This window comes from Pararhizobium sp. P1_E7 (assembly GCF_056405855.1).
In genome coordinates this window covers 15930-31592 of the sequence record NZ_JBFUBH010000012.1, presented here as the reverse complement: position 1 = coordinate 31592, position 15663 = coordinate 15930, and the positions used below count along the sequence as shown (strand labels likewise).

At 60.7% G+C, this 15663-nt stretch carries 11 protein-coding genes; 4 read left to right on the top strand and 7 right to left on the bottom strand.

Annotated elements, in window-relative coordinates:
* Window positions 1-114 precede the first annotated feature (114 nt).
* Window positions 115-312 (bottom strand): hypothetical protein, encoded by a 198-nt coding sequence (locus AC1D17_RS14540; RefSeq protein ID WP_477566105.1) that lies wholly within the window; start codon window positions 310-312, stop codon window positions 115-117.
* Here AC1D17_RS14540 and AC1D17_RS14535 point away from each other — a divergent pair.
* Together AC1D17_RS14535 and AC1D17_RS14530 are read left to right on the top strand one after the other, a co-directional pair.
* Window positions 293-2086 (top strand): extracellular solute-binding protein, encoded by a 1794-nt coding sequence (locus AC1D17_RS14535; protein ID WP_477566104.1) that lies wholly within the window; start codon window positions 293-295, stop codon window positions 2084-2086. The genes AC1D17_RS14540 and AC1D17_RS14535 overlap by 20 nt on opposite strands.
* Before the next feature lie 100 nt (window positions 2087-2186).
* On the top strand, window positions 2187-2852 hold the full coding sequence (locus tag AC1D17_RS14530) for a DsbA family oxidoreductase (RefSeq protein ID WP_477566103.1): 666 nt from the start codon (window positions 2187-2189) through the stop codon (window positions 2850-2852).
* A gap of 164 nt (window positions 2853-3016) precedes the next feature.
* Here AC1D17_RS14530 and mfd read toward each other — a convergent pair whose 3' ends face one another.
* Together mfd and AC1D17_RS14520 are read right to left on the bottom strand one after the other, a co-directional pair.
* Window positions 3017-6523 carry a transcription-repair coupling factor gene (gene mfd, locus AC1D17_RS14525; protein WP_477566102.1) on the bottom strand — a complete coding sequence of 1169 codons (3507 nt, stop codon included), beginning with the start codon at window positions 6521-6523 and terminating at the stop codon, window positions 3017-3019.
* Entirely contained in the window at window positions 6523-6837 is a 315-nt protein-coding gene (locus AC1D17_RS14520; protein ID WP_477566101.1) for an FAD assembly factor SdhE, read from the bottom strand. The genes mfd and AC1D17_RS14520 overlap by 1 nt, the downstream gene beginning before the upstream one ends.
* Window positions 6838-6954: 117 nt before the next feature.
* Here AC1D17_RS14520 and recG point away from each other — a divergent pair, with 117 nt between their 5' ends.
* Window positions 6955-9057 carry an ATP-dependent DNA helicase RecG gene (gene recG, locus AC1D17_RS14515; RefSeq protein WP_477566100.1) on the top strand — a complete coding sequence of 701 codons (2103 nt, stop codon included), beginning with the start codon at window positions 6955-6957 and terminating at the stop codon, window positions 9055-9057.
* Here the strand turns inward: recG and AC1D17_RS14510 are convergent.
* The 4 genes from AC1D17_RS14510 to glmU form a co-directional block, all read right to left on the bottom strand.
* Complete coding sequence (locus tag AC1D17_RS14510; protein ID WP_477566099.1) at window positions 9044-9760, bottom strand: DUF502 domain-containing protein; 717 nt, start codon at window positions 9758-9760, stop codon at window positions 9044-9046. The genes recG and AC1D17_RS14510 overlap by 14 nt on opposite strands.
* Window positions 9761-9879: 119 nt before the next feature.
* Window positions 9880-10380, bottom strand: a complete 501-nt coding sequence (locus AC1D17_RS14505) for a GNAT family N-acetyltransferase (protein ID WP_477566098.1) — start codon at window positions 10378-10380, stop codon at window positions 9880-9882.
* Window positions 10377-12203 carry a glutamine--fructose-6-phosphate transaminase (isomerizing) gene (gene glmS / locus AC1D17_RS14500; protein ID WP_477566097.1) on the bottom strand — a complete coding sequence of 609 codons (1827 nt, stop codon included), beginning with the start codon at window positions 12201-12203 and terminating at the stop codon, window positions 10377-10379. Before glmS ends, AC1D17_RS14505 begins: the two co-directional genes overlap by 4 nt.
* A gap of 162 nt (window positions 12204-12365) precedes the next feature.
* Complete coding sequence (gene glmU, locus AC1D17_RS14495) at window positions 12366-13721, bottom strand: bifunctional UDP-N-acetylglucosamine diphosphorylase/glucosamine-1-phosphate N-acetyltransferase GlmU (RefSeq protein WP_477566096.1); 1356 nt, start codon at window positions 13719-13721, stop codon at window positions 12366-12368.
* 147 nt (window positions 13722-13868) lie between these two features.
* Between glmU and AC1D17_RS14490 the strand changes: the two genes are divergently transcribed.
* Complete coding sequence (locus AC1D17_RS14490; protein ID WP_477566095.1) at window positions 13869-15662, top strand: hypothetical protein; 1794 nt, start codon at window positions 13869-13871, stop codon at window positions 15660-15662.
* Window position 15663: the final 1 nt, after the last annotated feature.

The following is a 15663-nucleotide window of genomic DNA, read 5'->3' as shown; positions in this document are numbered from 1 at the left end:
CCTGAATTCCGGTGTCTGAGCAGTCTTAAAGACGCTCGTGATCAATGGTCAGCTGCCCGCTCTCCTGTTGGGCAAATGAGGCAATTGCATGACCCTCGTCTCCGGGAACACCTGTTACAGCGAGCGGCGATAGATATCCAGCCTCTCCGCCATTTTTTTGCATTCGGTTCTCGGGCCGGCACCGGCTTTAAATGCCATCTGCCGGTTGGCAATGCTGGTCAACGTGATAATTTGCCGTGATTCACAGGACGACGACAGCAGGAGGCGGGCTTTGCGCGCATTGTTTTTGGGTTTGATTTCGTTGCTGGCCACGCTTGGCGCCGGTGTAACGGCACAGGCAGAACCGGTTCACGGCATCGCCATGCATGGCCAACCCGCCCTGCCCGCCGATTTCAAGAACTTCCCTTACGTCAAGCCGGACGTGAAGAAGGGCGGCCGCGTCTCTTACGGCGTCGTCGGCACGTTCGACAGTCTCAACCCGTTCATCCTGAAGAGCATGCGCACCACCGCGCGCGGCATGCTCGATCCGGAATACGGCAATCTCATCTATGATTCGCTGATGCAGCGCTCCCGCGACGAGGCTTTCTCGCTCTATGGCCTCCTGGCCGAGACAGTCGAGTGGGATGACGACCGCACCTTCATCCAGTTCAACCTGAACCCCAAGGCCAAATGGGCCGATGGCCAGCCGGTGACGCCCGAGGACGTCATCTTCACCTTCGAGCTGTTTCGCGACAAGGGCCGTGTCCCGTTCGCCACGCGGCTGGCAAAGGTCGAAAAAATGGAGAAGGTCGGCGACCGCAGTGTCCGCTTTACCTTCAACGATCAGGCCGACCGCGAGTTTCCGCTGTTGATCGCCATGACGCCGATCCTGCCGAAACATGCGACCGATGCGGCGACGTTCGACCAGACATCGCTGAAATTCCCGCTCGGGTCGGGGCCATATCGTGTCGCCGAGGTCAAGCCCGGCGAGCGCATCGTCTACAAGCGTAACCCGGATTACTGGGCAAAGGATCTGCCAACGAAAATCGGCTTCGACAATTACGACGAGATTTCCGTCGAATACTTCCTGCAGGACAATTCCCTTTTCGAGGCCTTCAAGAAGGGCGAGATCGACATCTATCCGGAAGGCAGTCCGACAAAATGGTCGCGCAGCTACAATTTCCCGGCTGTTCAATCAGGCAAGGTCGTCAAGGACACGTTCACGCCGAAGACGCCGTCCGGCATGCTCGGCTTCGTCTTCAACACCCGCCGGCCGATGTTCGAGAACCCGAAGCTGCGTCAGGGCTTGGCGCTGGTCTTCGATTTCGAATGGGTCAACAAGAACCTCTTCGATAATGCCTATACCCGCACGCAGAGCTTCTGGCAGAATTCGGGCCWGTCCTATCTCGGCGTTGCCGCCGACAATCGCGAACTGGGGATTTTGGGCGACATCAGGAACCGTATCAATCCATCGGTTCTCGACGGAACGTATCGTCTGCCGGTCACGGATGCCACGGGACGCGACCGCAATGTGCTGCGCGAAGCCGTGACGCTTTTGCGTGAAGCCGGTTACGGTATCAAGGACGGCAAGATGATCAACGACAAGGGCACGCCGCTTTCGTTCGAGATCATGACCCAGAACGAGGGGCAGGAGAAACTGGCCCTGGCCTATCAGCGATTCCTCGCGGCACTTGGCATCACAGCGACGGTGCGCACGGTCGATGATTCGCAATATCAGCAGCGCAGCCAGTCGTTCGATTATGATGTCATCATGAAGTCGTTCCCATCCTCGCTTTCACCGGGGATCGAGCAGATTTCCTATTGGGGTTCGCAATCGCGCGATCAGCAGGGCAGCTCGAATTTTGCCGGCGTCGCAGACAAGGATGTCGATACGCTGATCGATCATATTCTTCGTGCCGTCAGCGTCGACGACTTCACCGCAGCGGTGCGGGCCCATGATCGCCTCCTCGTCTCCAACTTCTATCTCGTGCCGCTTTATCATGTCGGGTCGCAATGGGTGGCCCGCGAAAAGCACATCGGCCGCCCGGGCGTGGTGCCACTTTATGGCTACCAGCTACCGACCTGGTGGGATGAAACTGTGCAGTAACGCGGAATTGGCGGCGGTATACTTTTGGTAACGCATTGAAAGCGCAAACCGGGACGCCTATGTCGCTGATCAATGATTGTCAGCGCAAGGAGCAAGCGTCATGAACCATGTCAATATCGACGTCATCTCCGACGTCGTCTGCCCCTGGTGCTATCTCGGCAAGGCGAGGCTCGATCAGGCGATCGCCAATGTCGCTGGCGATGTTCTTGTGACGGTGAACTGGCGGCCGTATCAGCTCAATCCTGACCTGCCGCCGGAAGGCGTCGATCACAAGGCGCATCTTGCCGCCAAGCTCGGGGGCCAGGCGGCAGTCGAGCGTGCGCATGAAATGCTGGCTGGGCTTGGCCAGCAGGACGGCATCGCGTTCGATTTCGACGCCGTCAAGATCAGCCCCAATACACTCGACGCGCACCGGCTACTCCGCTGGGCGCTGACAGAAGGGCCGGAGACGCAGAGCGAAGTAGCCTCACTGCTGTTCAAGGCGAATTTCGAAGAGGGCCGCAATGTCGGCGACCACGCGGTCCTGCTCGATATCGCGGAAGAGGCCGGGCTCGATCGCAGCGTCGTCGCAGCGCTGCTCGCCTCGGATGCCGACAAGGATGCCGTTTCAGGCGAGATTGAAACGGCGCGGGACATGGGCGTCACCGGCGTTCCCTGCTTCGTCATCGACGGCAAGTATGCCGTCATGGGGGCGCAGTCGGTCGATGTCTTGACCGGAGCCCTGCGCGATATCGCCAAGATGAAAGATACGTCCCAGATCAATTGAGCCGGAAATAACCGGAAAAGTCAAACAGCCGCGCGAAATTCCGCGCGGCTTTTTTGTTCGCAGTCAGTTCTTACAGCGCCGCGCGTCATTCATGACGCGCAAACCGCTGTAACACCTTCGATTTACTGCATAATTTTTCCTCAAATCGACTCCGATTTGAGGAATTATGCAGTAGCCAACCCGGCCAGCTGCGTCATCACGACTGCGGAGCCTGCCAGCCGCTTTTCCGGTGTCGGGAAATCGCGCTGGAAGAAGATGCTGTGATCCGGGCGGATCTTGGCCATGATCCCCTGCTTTGCGATATAGCCGACCWGCGCGCCCGGATTGGGGAATTCGCGGTTGCGGAACTGGACGACGACGCCCTTCGGGCCTGCATCCAGCTTTTCGACATTGGCGGTGCGGCAGAGCGACTTGATATAGACGATCTTCAGAAGATGCTGGACTTCGAGCGGCAGCGGGCCGAAGCGGTCGATCAGCTCGGCGCCGAAGGCATCGATGTCCGAAAGCTCGGTGATTTCGCCGAGCCGGCGGTAAAGGCCGAGGCGCAGATGCAGGTCGGGCACATAGTCGTCGGGGATCATCACCGGCGTTCCGACGGAAATCTGCGGCGACCAGCCGCTGTCGGCGATCTCCTCGTCGCCCTTCAGTTCGGCAACTGCCTCCTCCAGCATCTGCTGGTAAAGCTCGAAGCCGACTTCCTTGATGTGACCCGACTGCTCGTCGCCGAGCAGATTGCCGGCGCCGCGGATATCGAGGTCGTGGCTCGCCAGCTGGAAACCTGCCCCCAGCGTATCCAGTGACTGTAGGACCTTGAGGCGGCGTTCGGCCATGCCGGTCAACGTCCGGTTGACCGGCAGCGTGAACAGCGCGAAGGCGCGAACCTTGGAACGGCCGACACGGCCTCTGAGCTGATAGAGCTGCGCCAGACCGAACATATCGGCACGGTGGACGATCAGCGTGTTGGCGGTGGGAACATCGAGGCCCGATTCGACGATTGTCGTCGACAGCAACACATCGTAGCGGCCCTCGTAGAAGGCATTCATGATGTCTTCGAGTTCGGTCGCCGGCATTTGGCCATGGGCGACGGCAACCTTCAGTTCCGGCACATCGGATTTGAGGAAGTCATGGATTTCCGACAGGTCGGCCAATCGTGGGCAGACGTAAAAGCTCTGGCCGCCGCGATAGTGCTCGCGCATCAGCGTCTCGCGAATGACCAGGGCATCGAACGGCGAGATAAAGGTCCTGACAGCCATGCGATCGACCGGCGCCGTGGTGATCAGCGACAGTTCGCGAACACCAGTCAGCGCCAGTTGCAGCGTGCGCGGGATCGGCGTTGCCGACAGCGTCAGGACGTGCACGTCGGATTTCAGCTCCTTCAGCCGCTCCTTGTGCTTGACGCCGAAATGCTGTTCCTCGTCGATGATCAACAGGCCGAGATTGGCGAAATTGATCGAGGCGCCGAGCAGCGCATGCGTGCCGACGACGATATCGGTCTTGCCCTCGGCCACTTCCTTCTTGGTCAGTGCCAGTTCCTTGGAACCGACGAGACGGGATGCCTGGGCAATGCGCACCGGCAATCCGCGAAAACGCTCGGTAAACGACTTGAAATGCTGGCGGGCAAGCAGCGTCGTCGGCACGACAACGGCCACCTGGACGCCGTTCATCGCAGCGATGAAGGCGGCGCGCAGCGCAACCTCGGTCTTGCCGAAGCCGACGTCACCGCAAACGAGCCGGTCCATCGGACGGCCGGCGCCAAGATCGTCGCGAACGGATTCAATCGACGTCATCTGGTCTTCGGTCTCGTCATAGGGGAAGCGCGCCGCGAATTCGTCGTACAGCCCCTCAGGCGTCGTCAGCACCGGTGCATGACGCGTCAACCGCTCGGCTGCGATGCGGATCAGACCGCCGGCCATGTCGAGCAGGCGTTTCTTCAGCTTGGCCTTGCGCGCCTGCCAGGCGACGCCGCCGAGCTTGTCGAGAACGGCATCGCTGCCTTCCGAGCCGTAGCGCGACAGAAGCTCGATGTTTTCGACCGGCAGAAACAGCTTTGCCTCGTCTGCATAGACCAGTTCAAGGCAGGCATGCGGCGCACCGGCCGCCTCGATCGTGCGCAGGCCGATGAACCGGCCGATCCCGTGTTCGGCATGGACGACAATACTGCCCTCGTCGAGACCAGCGACTTCAGCAATGAAATCGGCCCCGCGCTTGCGGCGTTTCGAGCGGCGCACCATGCGGTCGCCAAGAATGTCCTGCTCGCCGATAACAACGAGATTGCCCGTTTCAAAACCGCTTTCGAGGCTAAGCACGGCCGATGCCGCCTCACCGGCTTTCAGGCTGGTCAGTTCAGACAGCGCCTTGACCGGCTTGATATTGGCGAGGCCGTGCTCGACAAGCACCTGAAGAAGGCGGTCGAGCGATCCTTCCGACCATGCGGAGATCAACACCTTGGCGCCCTTGGCTCGGCGGTCGGCGATATATTTGACGGCCTGATCGAAGACGTTGACGCGCTCGGCGTCGCTGGTCGTTTCCGTCGCGTTTTTTGCCCAGCGCACACCGAGCCGCGCATCGACGGTGATCACCTGCCGCGCTTCGCCCTCGTGTTCGCTGAATGGGGAGAGGCGCACGGCATTGCGCGAAACCAGCGCGGCGTTGAACGCTTCGGCGCTCAGATACAGCATCTCCGGCGGCACGGGCTTGTAGGGCGTTCCCTGTGAAATCTGCGACTTTCCCGGGGACGCCGACGACTGGCGGGCCTCGTAATAGTCCTGAACCAGCTTGGAGCGCTCGGCAGCCGCTTCGCGAACCACATGGTCGGTCACGATATGGAAGCCGGCGAGGTAATCGAACACCGTATCGAGCGTGTCGTAGAACAGCGGCAGCCAATGCTCCATGCCGGCATAACGCCGGCCTTCGGAAACCGCCAGGTACAGCGCGTCGTCGCGGGTCGCAGCACCGAACATCGACAGATATTGGGTGCGAAAATGGCTGATCGTTTCCGGCGTCAGCGACACCTCGCTCATCGGATTGAGATCGAGCGAGCGGGCCTGTCCGGTGGTGCGCTGGCTGGCCGGATCGAAGGAGCGGATGCTCTCGAGCGTATCGCCGAAGAAATCCAGCCGCACCGGTTCGTCGCTGCCGGGGACAAAGACATCGAGGATGCCGCCGCGCACCGCGTATTCGCCGACCTCGCGAACGGTGGCGACGCGCTCGAAACCGTTGCGCCCGAGGCGGGCGGCGATGTCGTCCATGCGGATGCTGGCACCCGGGCGGGCCGAAAAGGCAAGGCTCTCGATGATATCCTGCGGCGCCATTTTCTGTAAGGCGGCGTTGACGGTGACGAGTACGATTGCCGGATGCGGCTTTTTTGCATGCACAATCAGGCCGCTCAGCGCTGCAAGACGCCGCGCCGACGTATCGGCGCTCGGAGAAACGCGGTCATAGGGCAGGCAGTCCCAGCCCGGCAGCGTCAGCACCGGAATATCCGGAGCCGCAAAACCCAGCATCTGCTCGACATCGGCAATGCGCTGGCCGTCGGAGAGAATATAGGCAACCGGGCCGTTGGCGCGGGCAAGCTCGGCAAGAATCAACGGCTCGACGCCGGCGGGAACCGGACCGATGGTCAGCTCGCGGGTGGCGCGCGCGACTTTTATGGGATCAAAACCGGCAATCATCAGTGGTTCTTGTCCTTGTCGGCAAGCAGCACATCGAAATCGGGCCGATAGGAGGCGATGCGCTCGAACAAAGGCGTGCGATATCGCTCCGGCACCGGCCATTCGCCGACGATCCACTTGACCAGATCATTGTCTTCTTCGGCCATGATGGTTTCGAGCTCATCGAGATCGGCCTCGGCAAGCCCGGCCAGCTCATTGTCGGCAAACTGCCCGAACACCAGATCCATTTCGCGAATGCCGCGGTGCCAGGCGCGGAAGAGAATCCGTTTGCGGCGCGGATCGAGATCGGCGCTGGTGCGCGTGATGCCGGTCATGAAAAGTCCTTCCTGTCGCCGCGCCGGTAAAGGCGGCGTGTGCCATGGCTCTATAAACGCTGAAAAGATAATTGTCAGCCTTGCCAAAGACCTAATCCTTGTTTCAGTCTGCGCGCCATGCGACCTGCCCTTCTCGACCCGCTTTTTGCGCCTCTCAACTCGCTTCCAGGCATTGGACCGAAAGCGGGAGAACTCTATGCACGGCTGCTGGGCCGTGAAAGCATCGATGATTGCCGGGTGATCGACCTCGTCTTTCACGCGCCACATTCGCTGATCGATCGGCGCCACCAGCCGGGTATTGCACGCGCGCCGCAGGGTGTCATCGTTACCATTACCGGCCGGGTGGACCGCCACCAGCCGCCAGCGCCGCGCACCAGCCAGCCGTACCGCGTCTTCCTGCACGATGACACCGGCGAGCTGGCGCTGACATTCTTCCGGGTCAAGGGAAACTGGCTGGAAAAGGCATTGCCGGTCGATGAGACGGTCACCGTCAGCGGCAAGGTCGACTGGTTCAACGGCCGCCCGTCGATGGTGCATCCGGACTATATGGTGCGGGCGAGCGAGGCTGAAAACCTGCCGCTGGTCGAGCCGATCTATCCGCTGACAGCCGGTCTTTCCGCGCGCATCCTGCGCAAGGCTGTCGAAGCGGCCCTGCCCCGCATTCCAGACTTTCCGGAATGGATTGAAGAAGCCTTGATGCAGAAACAGGGCTTTCATTCCGCCCGCGACTGTTTCCTCGCCCTGCACGACCCGCGCGACGAAACCGACCTCGATCCGCAGGCGCCTGCCCGCCGGCGGCTTGCCTATGACGAATTCCTCGCCGGACAACTCTCCCTGTCGCTGGTGCGCCAGCGGTTGCGCAAGGTGGCCGGTACGCCGGTGCATGCGACAGGAACGCTCAGCAAACCGGTTGTTGCCGCGCTGCCCTTTTCACTCACCGGCAGCCAGATGACGGCCATCGAAGAAGTGCTGAAGGACATGGCAGGCACGGAGCGCATGCTGCGGCTGCTGCAGGGCGATGTCGGCTCGGGAAAGACGGCGGTGGCGCTGATGTCGATGCTGGCCGCCGTCGAGGCCGGCGGGCAGGCCGTGCTGATGGCCCCGACGGAGATTCTGGCCCGGCAGCATTTCGCAACATTGTCGAAGATGGCAGCGCCCGCCGGTGTCAGCATCGATGTGCTGACCGGCCGCACCAAGGGCCGCGAGCGTGACGCCATTGTGGAACGCATCGCGTCTGGCGAAACGCAGATTGTCATCGGCACGCATGCGCTGTTCCAGGATACCGTCGTCTACAACAACCTTCTGCTGGCCGTCGTCGACGAGCAGCACCGCTTCGGCGTGCACCAGCGCCTGCGGCTGACCGCCAAGGGGATTTCCCCGCACATGCTGGTGATGACCGCGACGCCCATCCCTCGCACCCTGGTTCTGGCGGCGTTCGGCGACATGGATGTCTCGAAACTCACAGAGAAACCGGCGGGCCGCAAACCGATACAGACGGTGACGGTGTCAACCGAGCGCACCGGCGAAATCGTCGCTCGGCTGCGCACGGCGCTTGCCGAGGGCAAGAAGGCCTATTGGATTTGCCCGCTGGTCGAAGAATCGGAGGCTTCCGACCTGATGTCCGCCGACGAACGCTTCCAGAGCCTCGACAAGCAGTTCGGCCCGAATGTCGGCCTGGTGCATGGACGCATGAACGGCGCGGAAAAGGATGCGGTGATGCTTGCCTTCAAGAACGGCGACATTCGCCTTCTGGTCGCGACCACCGTCGTCGAGGTCGGGGTCGATGTGCCGGACGCGACGATCATGGTGATCGAGCATGCGGAACGGTTTGGGCTGGCTCAGCTGCATCAGCTGCGCGGCCGCGTCGGCCGCGGCGACGAGGCGTCGACCTGCATCCTGCTCTACAAGGGACCGCTCAGCGAAAATGGCCGCGCGCGTCTGTCGATCCTTCGGGAGACAGAAGACGGATTCCTGATTGCCGAAGAAGACCTGAAACTGCGCGGTGAAGGAGAATTGCTCGGCACGCGCCAGTCCGGTACGCCCGGTTTCCGCATCGCCAGCCTGGAAGCGCATGGCGACCTGCTCGAAATCGCCCGCAAGGATGCCGCCTACGTCATCGAGCGCGACCCTGATCTGACGTCACCGCGCGGCGAGGCTTTGCGAACCCTGCTTTATCTCCACCGCAGGGACGAAGCGATCCGTTTCCTCAGAGCCGGCTGAAGAACTTTCCGCGTTTGGTCGCGACCGGCATCGTCTTTCCTGCGGCGGGCAAAGCTTTTGGCAGATAGTCAGGGGCGACCAGACCGCCGGACAACAGCAGCTTGGCGGCGTCCTCTGGGCTCATGTCGAGCGGGACGATCTTTTCGCGCGGCACGAAAATCAGGAAGCCGGCCGTCGGCACCGGCGTCGGCGGCAGAAACACAACGACCATATCCAGGCCACGCTCGGTGAATTTGACCGCGATCTCGCCCTTGGCGTCCGTCGCGATGAACACCAGCGACCAAAGGCCCGGGCTCGGATATTCGATCAGGCCAGCCTTCTTGAACGAGTTCGACTGATCCTGCAGCACCGTCTGGAAGATCTGCTTGAGACCCTTGTAGATTGAGCGCACCAGAGGGGTGCGCACGAGAAGGGACTCGCCGAAACCGACGATGCTCTTTCCAATGAGATTGGYGGTGAAAAATCCGACCAGGGTTATCAGCATCAGCGCCGTCAAGAGGCCGAAGCCGGGCACCGGATAAGGCAGAAAATTATCGGGATTATAATCAAACGGAAGATAGGGTTTGACCCAGCTGTCAGCCCACAGAATAAACGACCAGGTAATCCAGGCGGTAATGGCAAGCGGCGCACAGATGATCAGGCCGGTCAGGAAATAATTCCTCAACCGCGTGGCGAAAAACCCACGTGCCGGTTTGTCGATCATGCTGCTCCGTCTATTCGTCTACGTTACAGCGCCGCACGCTATTCATGATGCGCAAAGGCCGCTGTAGCACTTTAAATTTTCTGCATAATTTTTCCCAAAATCGATTCCGATTTCAGGAATTATGCAGCGGCATAAAACGCCGCGTCATATGTCACCATGCCGGACGCCCCTGCAGAGGACAAGAGCTGCACCAAAAAATACTGCGGCGCACAATCCTTGAAGACAAGCTTGGCATCGTTGCTAAATCCGAACTTCCGGTAAAGATCCGGATCGCCCATCACGACACACCCGGCGGCAGCCTGATCCCGCAGCAGATCCAGCCCCTTGCGGATCAATGCGCCACCAATGCCCTGCCCCTGAAATGCCGGCAAGACCGATACCGGCCCAAGCCCAAACCAGCCCTTCGAACCGTCAAACAGTTTAACGGGCGAAAAGGCGATATGGCCGGCCACTTGGCCATTCACTTCGGCAACCAGCGAAATGCTGAGAGCGCCCGCCTGCCGCAAGCGATCGACGATCAGGTGTTCGGTCTGATCGCTGTGCGGATGATCCTTGAACGCGGCAATCGTCACAGCGCGGATTGCTGCAATATCAGCCGGACTTTCAAAGCGTGTGATCATTCCACCGTCACCGATTTTGCCAGGTTGCGCGGCTGATCGACGTCGGTGCCCATGAACACGGCGGTGTGGTAGGCGAGCAGCTGGATCGGCAGCGAGAAGATCATCGGGGCGATGATTTCATCAACATTCGGCAGCACGATCGTGCTCATCGTCTCAAGCTTGGAGGCGGCTGCCCCCTTCTCGTCGGTGATGAAGATGATGCGGCCGCCGCGTGCCGCGACTTCCTGCATGTTCGACACCGTCTTTTCGAAGAACCGGTCATGCGGGGCGATGACGATGACCGGCATGTTTTCGTCGATCAGGGCGATGGGACCATGCTTCAGCTCACCGGCGGCATAGCCCTCCGCGTGAATATAGGAGATTTCCTTGAGCTTCAAAGCACCTTCCATGGCCAGCGGATAGCTGGTGCCGCGGCCGAGATAGAGCACGTCCTTGCACTTCGACAGTTCGCGCGACAGGCTTTCGATCACCGGCTGGATGCTGTTGAGCACCTTGCCCATGATCCGCGGCATCTCGGCAAGGCTGCGGACGAGAACCTTTTCTTCGGCTTCCGACACCGTTCCACGCGCCCGGCCCGCGCCGATCGCAAGAGCTGCGAGCACGGACAATTGGCAGGTAAACGCCTTGGTCGAGGCAACGCCGATTTCCGGACCGGCCATGATCGGGAAGATCGCGTCGGATTCCCGCGCGATGGTCGATTCCTTGACGTTGACGACGGCGCCGATCTTCAGGCCGTTTTCCTTGCAATAGCGCAGCGACGCCAGCGTGTCGGCGGTCTCGCCGGACTGCGAGATGAACAGGGCGGCCGACTGCGGCGACAGCGGAATGTCGCGGTAGCGGAACTCGGAGGCCACGTCGATTTCGACTGGTAGGCGAGCGTAGCGTTCGAACCAGTATTTGCCGACAAGGCCGGCAAGATAGGCGGTGCCGCAGGCGGAGATGGCAAGGCTCGGCACCTTGGCAAAATCGATCACTGCGGCAATCGGATTGACCTTGTTTTCGATGAAATCGACGTAGTGACTGAGCGCGTGCGAAATCACTTCCGGCTGTTCGTAGATTTCCTTTTCCATGAAATGGCGGTGGTTGCCCTTGTCGACCATATAGGCAGCCGCAACCGACACCTGGCGCGGACGGGAGACCGGCCTGCCGTCGTGATTCAGAATTTCGATGCTGTCGGCTGTCAGCACGGCCCAGTCACCGTCGATCAGATAGGTGATTTCATTGGTGAACGGCGACAAGGCGATGGCGTCGGAACCGAGGAACATCTCGCCCTTGCCGAAGCCGACGGCAAGCGGCGGGCCGCTGCGGGCGGCCATGATCGTATCCGGCGCATCCTGGAAGATGACGGCCAGTGCATAGGCACCGGTGACACGGCGCAGCATCGCCTGCATCGCCTCCCTATGGCTCAGGCCATTGCGGATCAGACTGGCCAGCAGTTGCGCGACGACCTCGGTGTCGGTCTGCGTCTTGAAGGTCGCGCCGGCAGCGGCAAGCTCATCCTTCAGCTCGGAAAAATTCTCGATGATGCCGTTGTGAACGACGGCAACGCCATCGGTGAAATGCGGATGGGCGTTGTTTTCCGTCGGTGCGCCGTGCGTAGCCCAGCGCGTGTGGGCAATACCGGTCTGGCCAGCCAGCGGTTCGCCGCGCAGCTTGGCTTCCAAGTTGACCAGCTTGCCTTCGGCGCGGCGCCGCTCAAGAACACCGTTGTGGATCGTCGCGACGCCGGCGGAATCATAGCCGCGATACTCGAGCCGCTTCAGGGCATCGACAAGACGCTCGGAGACGGGCTGGTTTCCAACGATACCGACGATGCCGCACATATGTTTCTTCTCCGCAATTTCTTCGCAAGACCCGTCCGGACAGGGACACGACGGCCCCTATGCGCTTTTCAGATGCCGCTTTGGTACCGGATTCCGCAAAATCCGCAATCAGCCCGAAACTCACTTTCGATTTCAGGCTTTAACCGTGGCAATCGCCAGATGCTATTTCTTTCTGGCAGTCTTTTCCGCCTGATAGCGCTCACGCAGGATTTTCGCCCGCCCGGGCTTGATCTCCTGCCGCGCCCGCCCGAAAGCCACCGCATCGGCCGGCACATCGTCAGTCACCACACTGCCGGATGCCACCAGCGCACCGTCGCCGATTGACACCGGAGCAACAAGGGACGAGTTGGAACCGATAAAGGCATTCGCCCCAATACGGGTGATGTGCTTGTTGACGCCGTCGTAGTTGCAGGTGATCGTGCCTGCGCCAATATTGGTTTTCTCGCCGACGAACGCATCGCCGATATAGGTCAGGTGATTGACCTTGGCGCCCGCACCGATCTCGGCCTTCTTCACCTCGCAGAAATTGCCGACCTTGGAGTTGGGTCCGAGATTGGCGCCGGGCCGCAGGCGCGCATAGGGGCCGACAGTCGCGCCAGCGCTCACATGGGCTCCCTCAAGGTGGGAAAAGGCATGGATGACCGCGCCGCTTTCGATGACGACACCAGGGCCGAAAACCACGTTCGGCTCAATCAGCACGTCCTGGGCAATCTGCGTGTCGAAGGCGAGGAATACGGTTTCCGGCGCAATCATCGACACACCGGAGACCATCATCTCGTGACGGCGGCGCTTCTGCCAGATGGCCTCGATCATCGCGAGTTCGGCGCGGTTGTTGCAGCCGGTGAGTTCCGTCTCCGGCGCCGCAACGGCAATGGCCTTGCCGCCCTGAGCGCGGACGATCTCGACGATATCGGTCAGGTAGTATTCACCCTTGGCGTTGGCATTGCCGATCTTACCGAGCAATTCCAGCGCCTTGGCGCCGTTGATCGCCATCAGGCCACCGTTGCAATAGGTAATCTTCTTTTCGTCCTCGGTTGCGTCCTTCTGCTCGCGGATGGCCATAAGCTGACCATTCTCGACAAGCAATCTGCCGTAACCGGTCGGATCGGCCGTCTCAAAGCCGATGACCACCACGTCATTGCCGTCGGCAAGCCCCTGCCGCGCGGCCAGAAGCGGGGCTGCGGTAATCAGCGGCGTGTCGCCGAACACGACGAGAATATCGTCATAGCCCCTGGCAATGGCGTCCTTTGCGGCGAGAACGGCATGTCCGGTCCCAAGGCGTTCGGTCTGAAGAAAGGCAGACAGATCGATATCGCTGCGGGCGGCGGCGGATTGAACCGCTTCGGCATCGCGGCCAAGCACAAGGGCTGCTGACGTGATCGATGCATGGACGAGCGACTCGACCACATGGGCGATCATCGGCCGGCCGGCGACCGGGTGGAGCACCTTCGACATGGACGACTTCATCCGGGTGCTTTCTCCCGCAGCCAAAACAATCGCCAGGCATGTGCGCTTCATTCACGTTCTCCCGCTTTGGTGGCAGCCGGTTCCGAAATCCGGCGCGATTCTGCCTGCTACATAGCAGGAAGATATTGCACGGAACATAATCCGGGCGCGAGCCGTCCTATTAACCCGGATAAAACCCGATCCTGTCATAAGCGGGGAATGACCGCATTTGACGGTTGCGATGGCCGGGGAATGGTACCGACAATGCATGGTTCGACCGAGACAGTGCGTGCCGGCAGGTTCAAAGGTGTTGGGGCGACACTCGCTCGCCAGCCGCTGATCGTCCTGGCGCTGGCCGTTGCGTGTTTGCCGCTGGCACTGTTTGCGACCGTGACCCTGCCGATCGGCCCGATGTATTGGGACCACTATATCTACCTCGACGCGGCAAACCGTATTTTCGACGGCCAGGTCCCCTCCGTCGATTTCTTCGCACCGGTGGGCGGCCTTGGCTATTATCTCTTTGCCGGATGGCTTTATCTTTTCCCCAACGGCCACCCTCTGCTTCTCTCCAGCTGGTCGTTGATGACAATCACGGCACCTTTGATGGCGCTGGTCATCCTCGACGTGCAGAAGCGCTCGACGGCCATCGCCTATGGTCTGCTGCTGCCATTCCTGTTCTTTACGCTCTTGCCGTTCAACACGGGCGAGTTCTATCCCTATCCGGGCTCGGATGGCTTCGGCATCTACAATCGTCAGGTCTGCCAATTGCTCTATGTGCTGGCGGCCGGGCTGGTCTTCGTGCGTGGATGGAAAACACTGGCCACGGTGACGGTGCTCGCCATGCTCGCCCTTTTGTTCATCAAGGTCACCGGCCTGATCGCCGGCCTTGTCCTGTGCCTGATGGCATTTCTGGCTGGGCGCCTGCCGCTTCGCGCGGCTCTTGTTGGCGGCGTCCTCTTCTTCGCCGCGATCGGATGTCTGGAAGTTACATCCGGTACCGTTTCAGCCTATGCCGCCGACATCTTGTCGCTGGTCGTGATCAATGACACCAGCCTGTTGCCCCGCCTTCTGCAGGCCGCCTCGATCAATTTTGGTGTGGTTCTGGTTTGCTGTCTGCTCGGCCTTACCCTGCTCGTCAGTGAACTGCCTGTATTTTTTGGGACAATTCGCACCTTCATCGCCAGACCCGGCTTTTCGGCTTTCAGCAAGATTGCCGATCAATCGTTTCTCTGGTTGGCGGGGTTCGTCACCGCCGGCCTGCTGTTTGAAAGCCAGAACACCGGTAGCCAGGCATTCATCTTTGTCTGGCCGCTGCTGCTTGCCATCCTCATCGACAACTATCGCCACAAGGGACCAACAGCGGGTTTCGCCGCCGTTGCCATCCTTGCTTTTGGCGCTGCAATTCCCGTCGGGGCCACTATCGGACAAAAGGCGGCGCGTGCCTGGATCGGCAGCGTCAACACCAAGCCGCTTGAACACAAGAACCTCAAGAGCATGGGCGCCGTCGGCATCCGCGACATTCTCAGCCAACGGGCGCAGCGCCTGCAAACCAACTATGTCGCATATCGTCCAGCCTACGAGGCACTGGCCGAAGCAGGTGAATTGCCATCCTTCCTGCTCTATAGCGACTTCGATTTTCAAGGGCTGTGGCTTGCAAACGCCGATGAGGTGGTCTCGGCGATCCGGGCCTTCGAAACGGCCAACAAGGTACGGTTTGCGACGATCATGACGATCGATTTCACCAATCCCTTTCCCTGGCTGATGGATCGCCATGCACCGAAATATATCGCCATCGGTGCCGACCCGTACCGGGCCGTGCCGCAGCCGGGGCAACGCGTCAACCAGGCCGTGGCTGCCGTCGACCTGGCACTTTACCCGACATGCCCGCCCACCACCGCGCGGCTGAAACTTTTGAGCCTCTATCAGCCGGCGCTCGCGCCGGGTCATCACCGCATCACGCTGACACCCTGTTACGATGCTTTCGTCCGCAACGGTCTTGCCGCAGCGCCGTGAG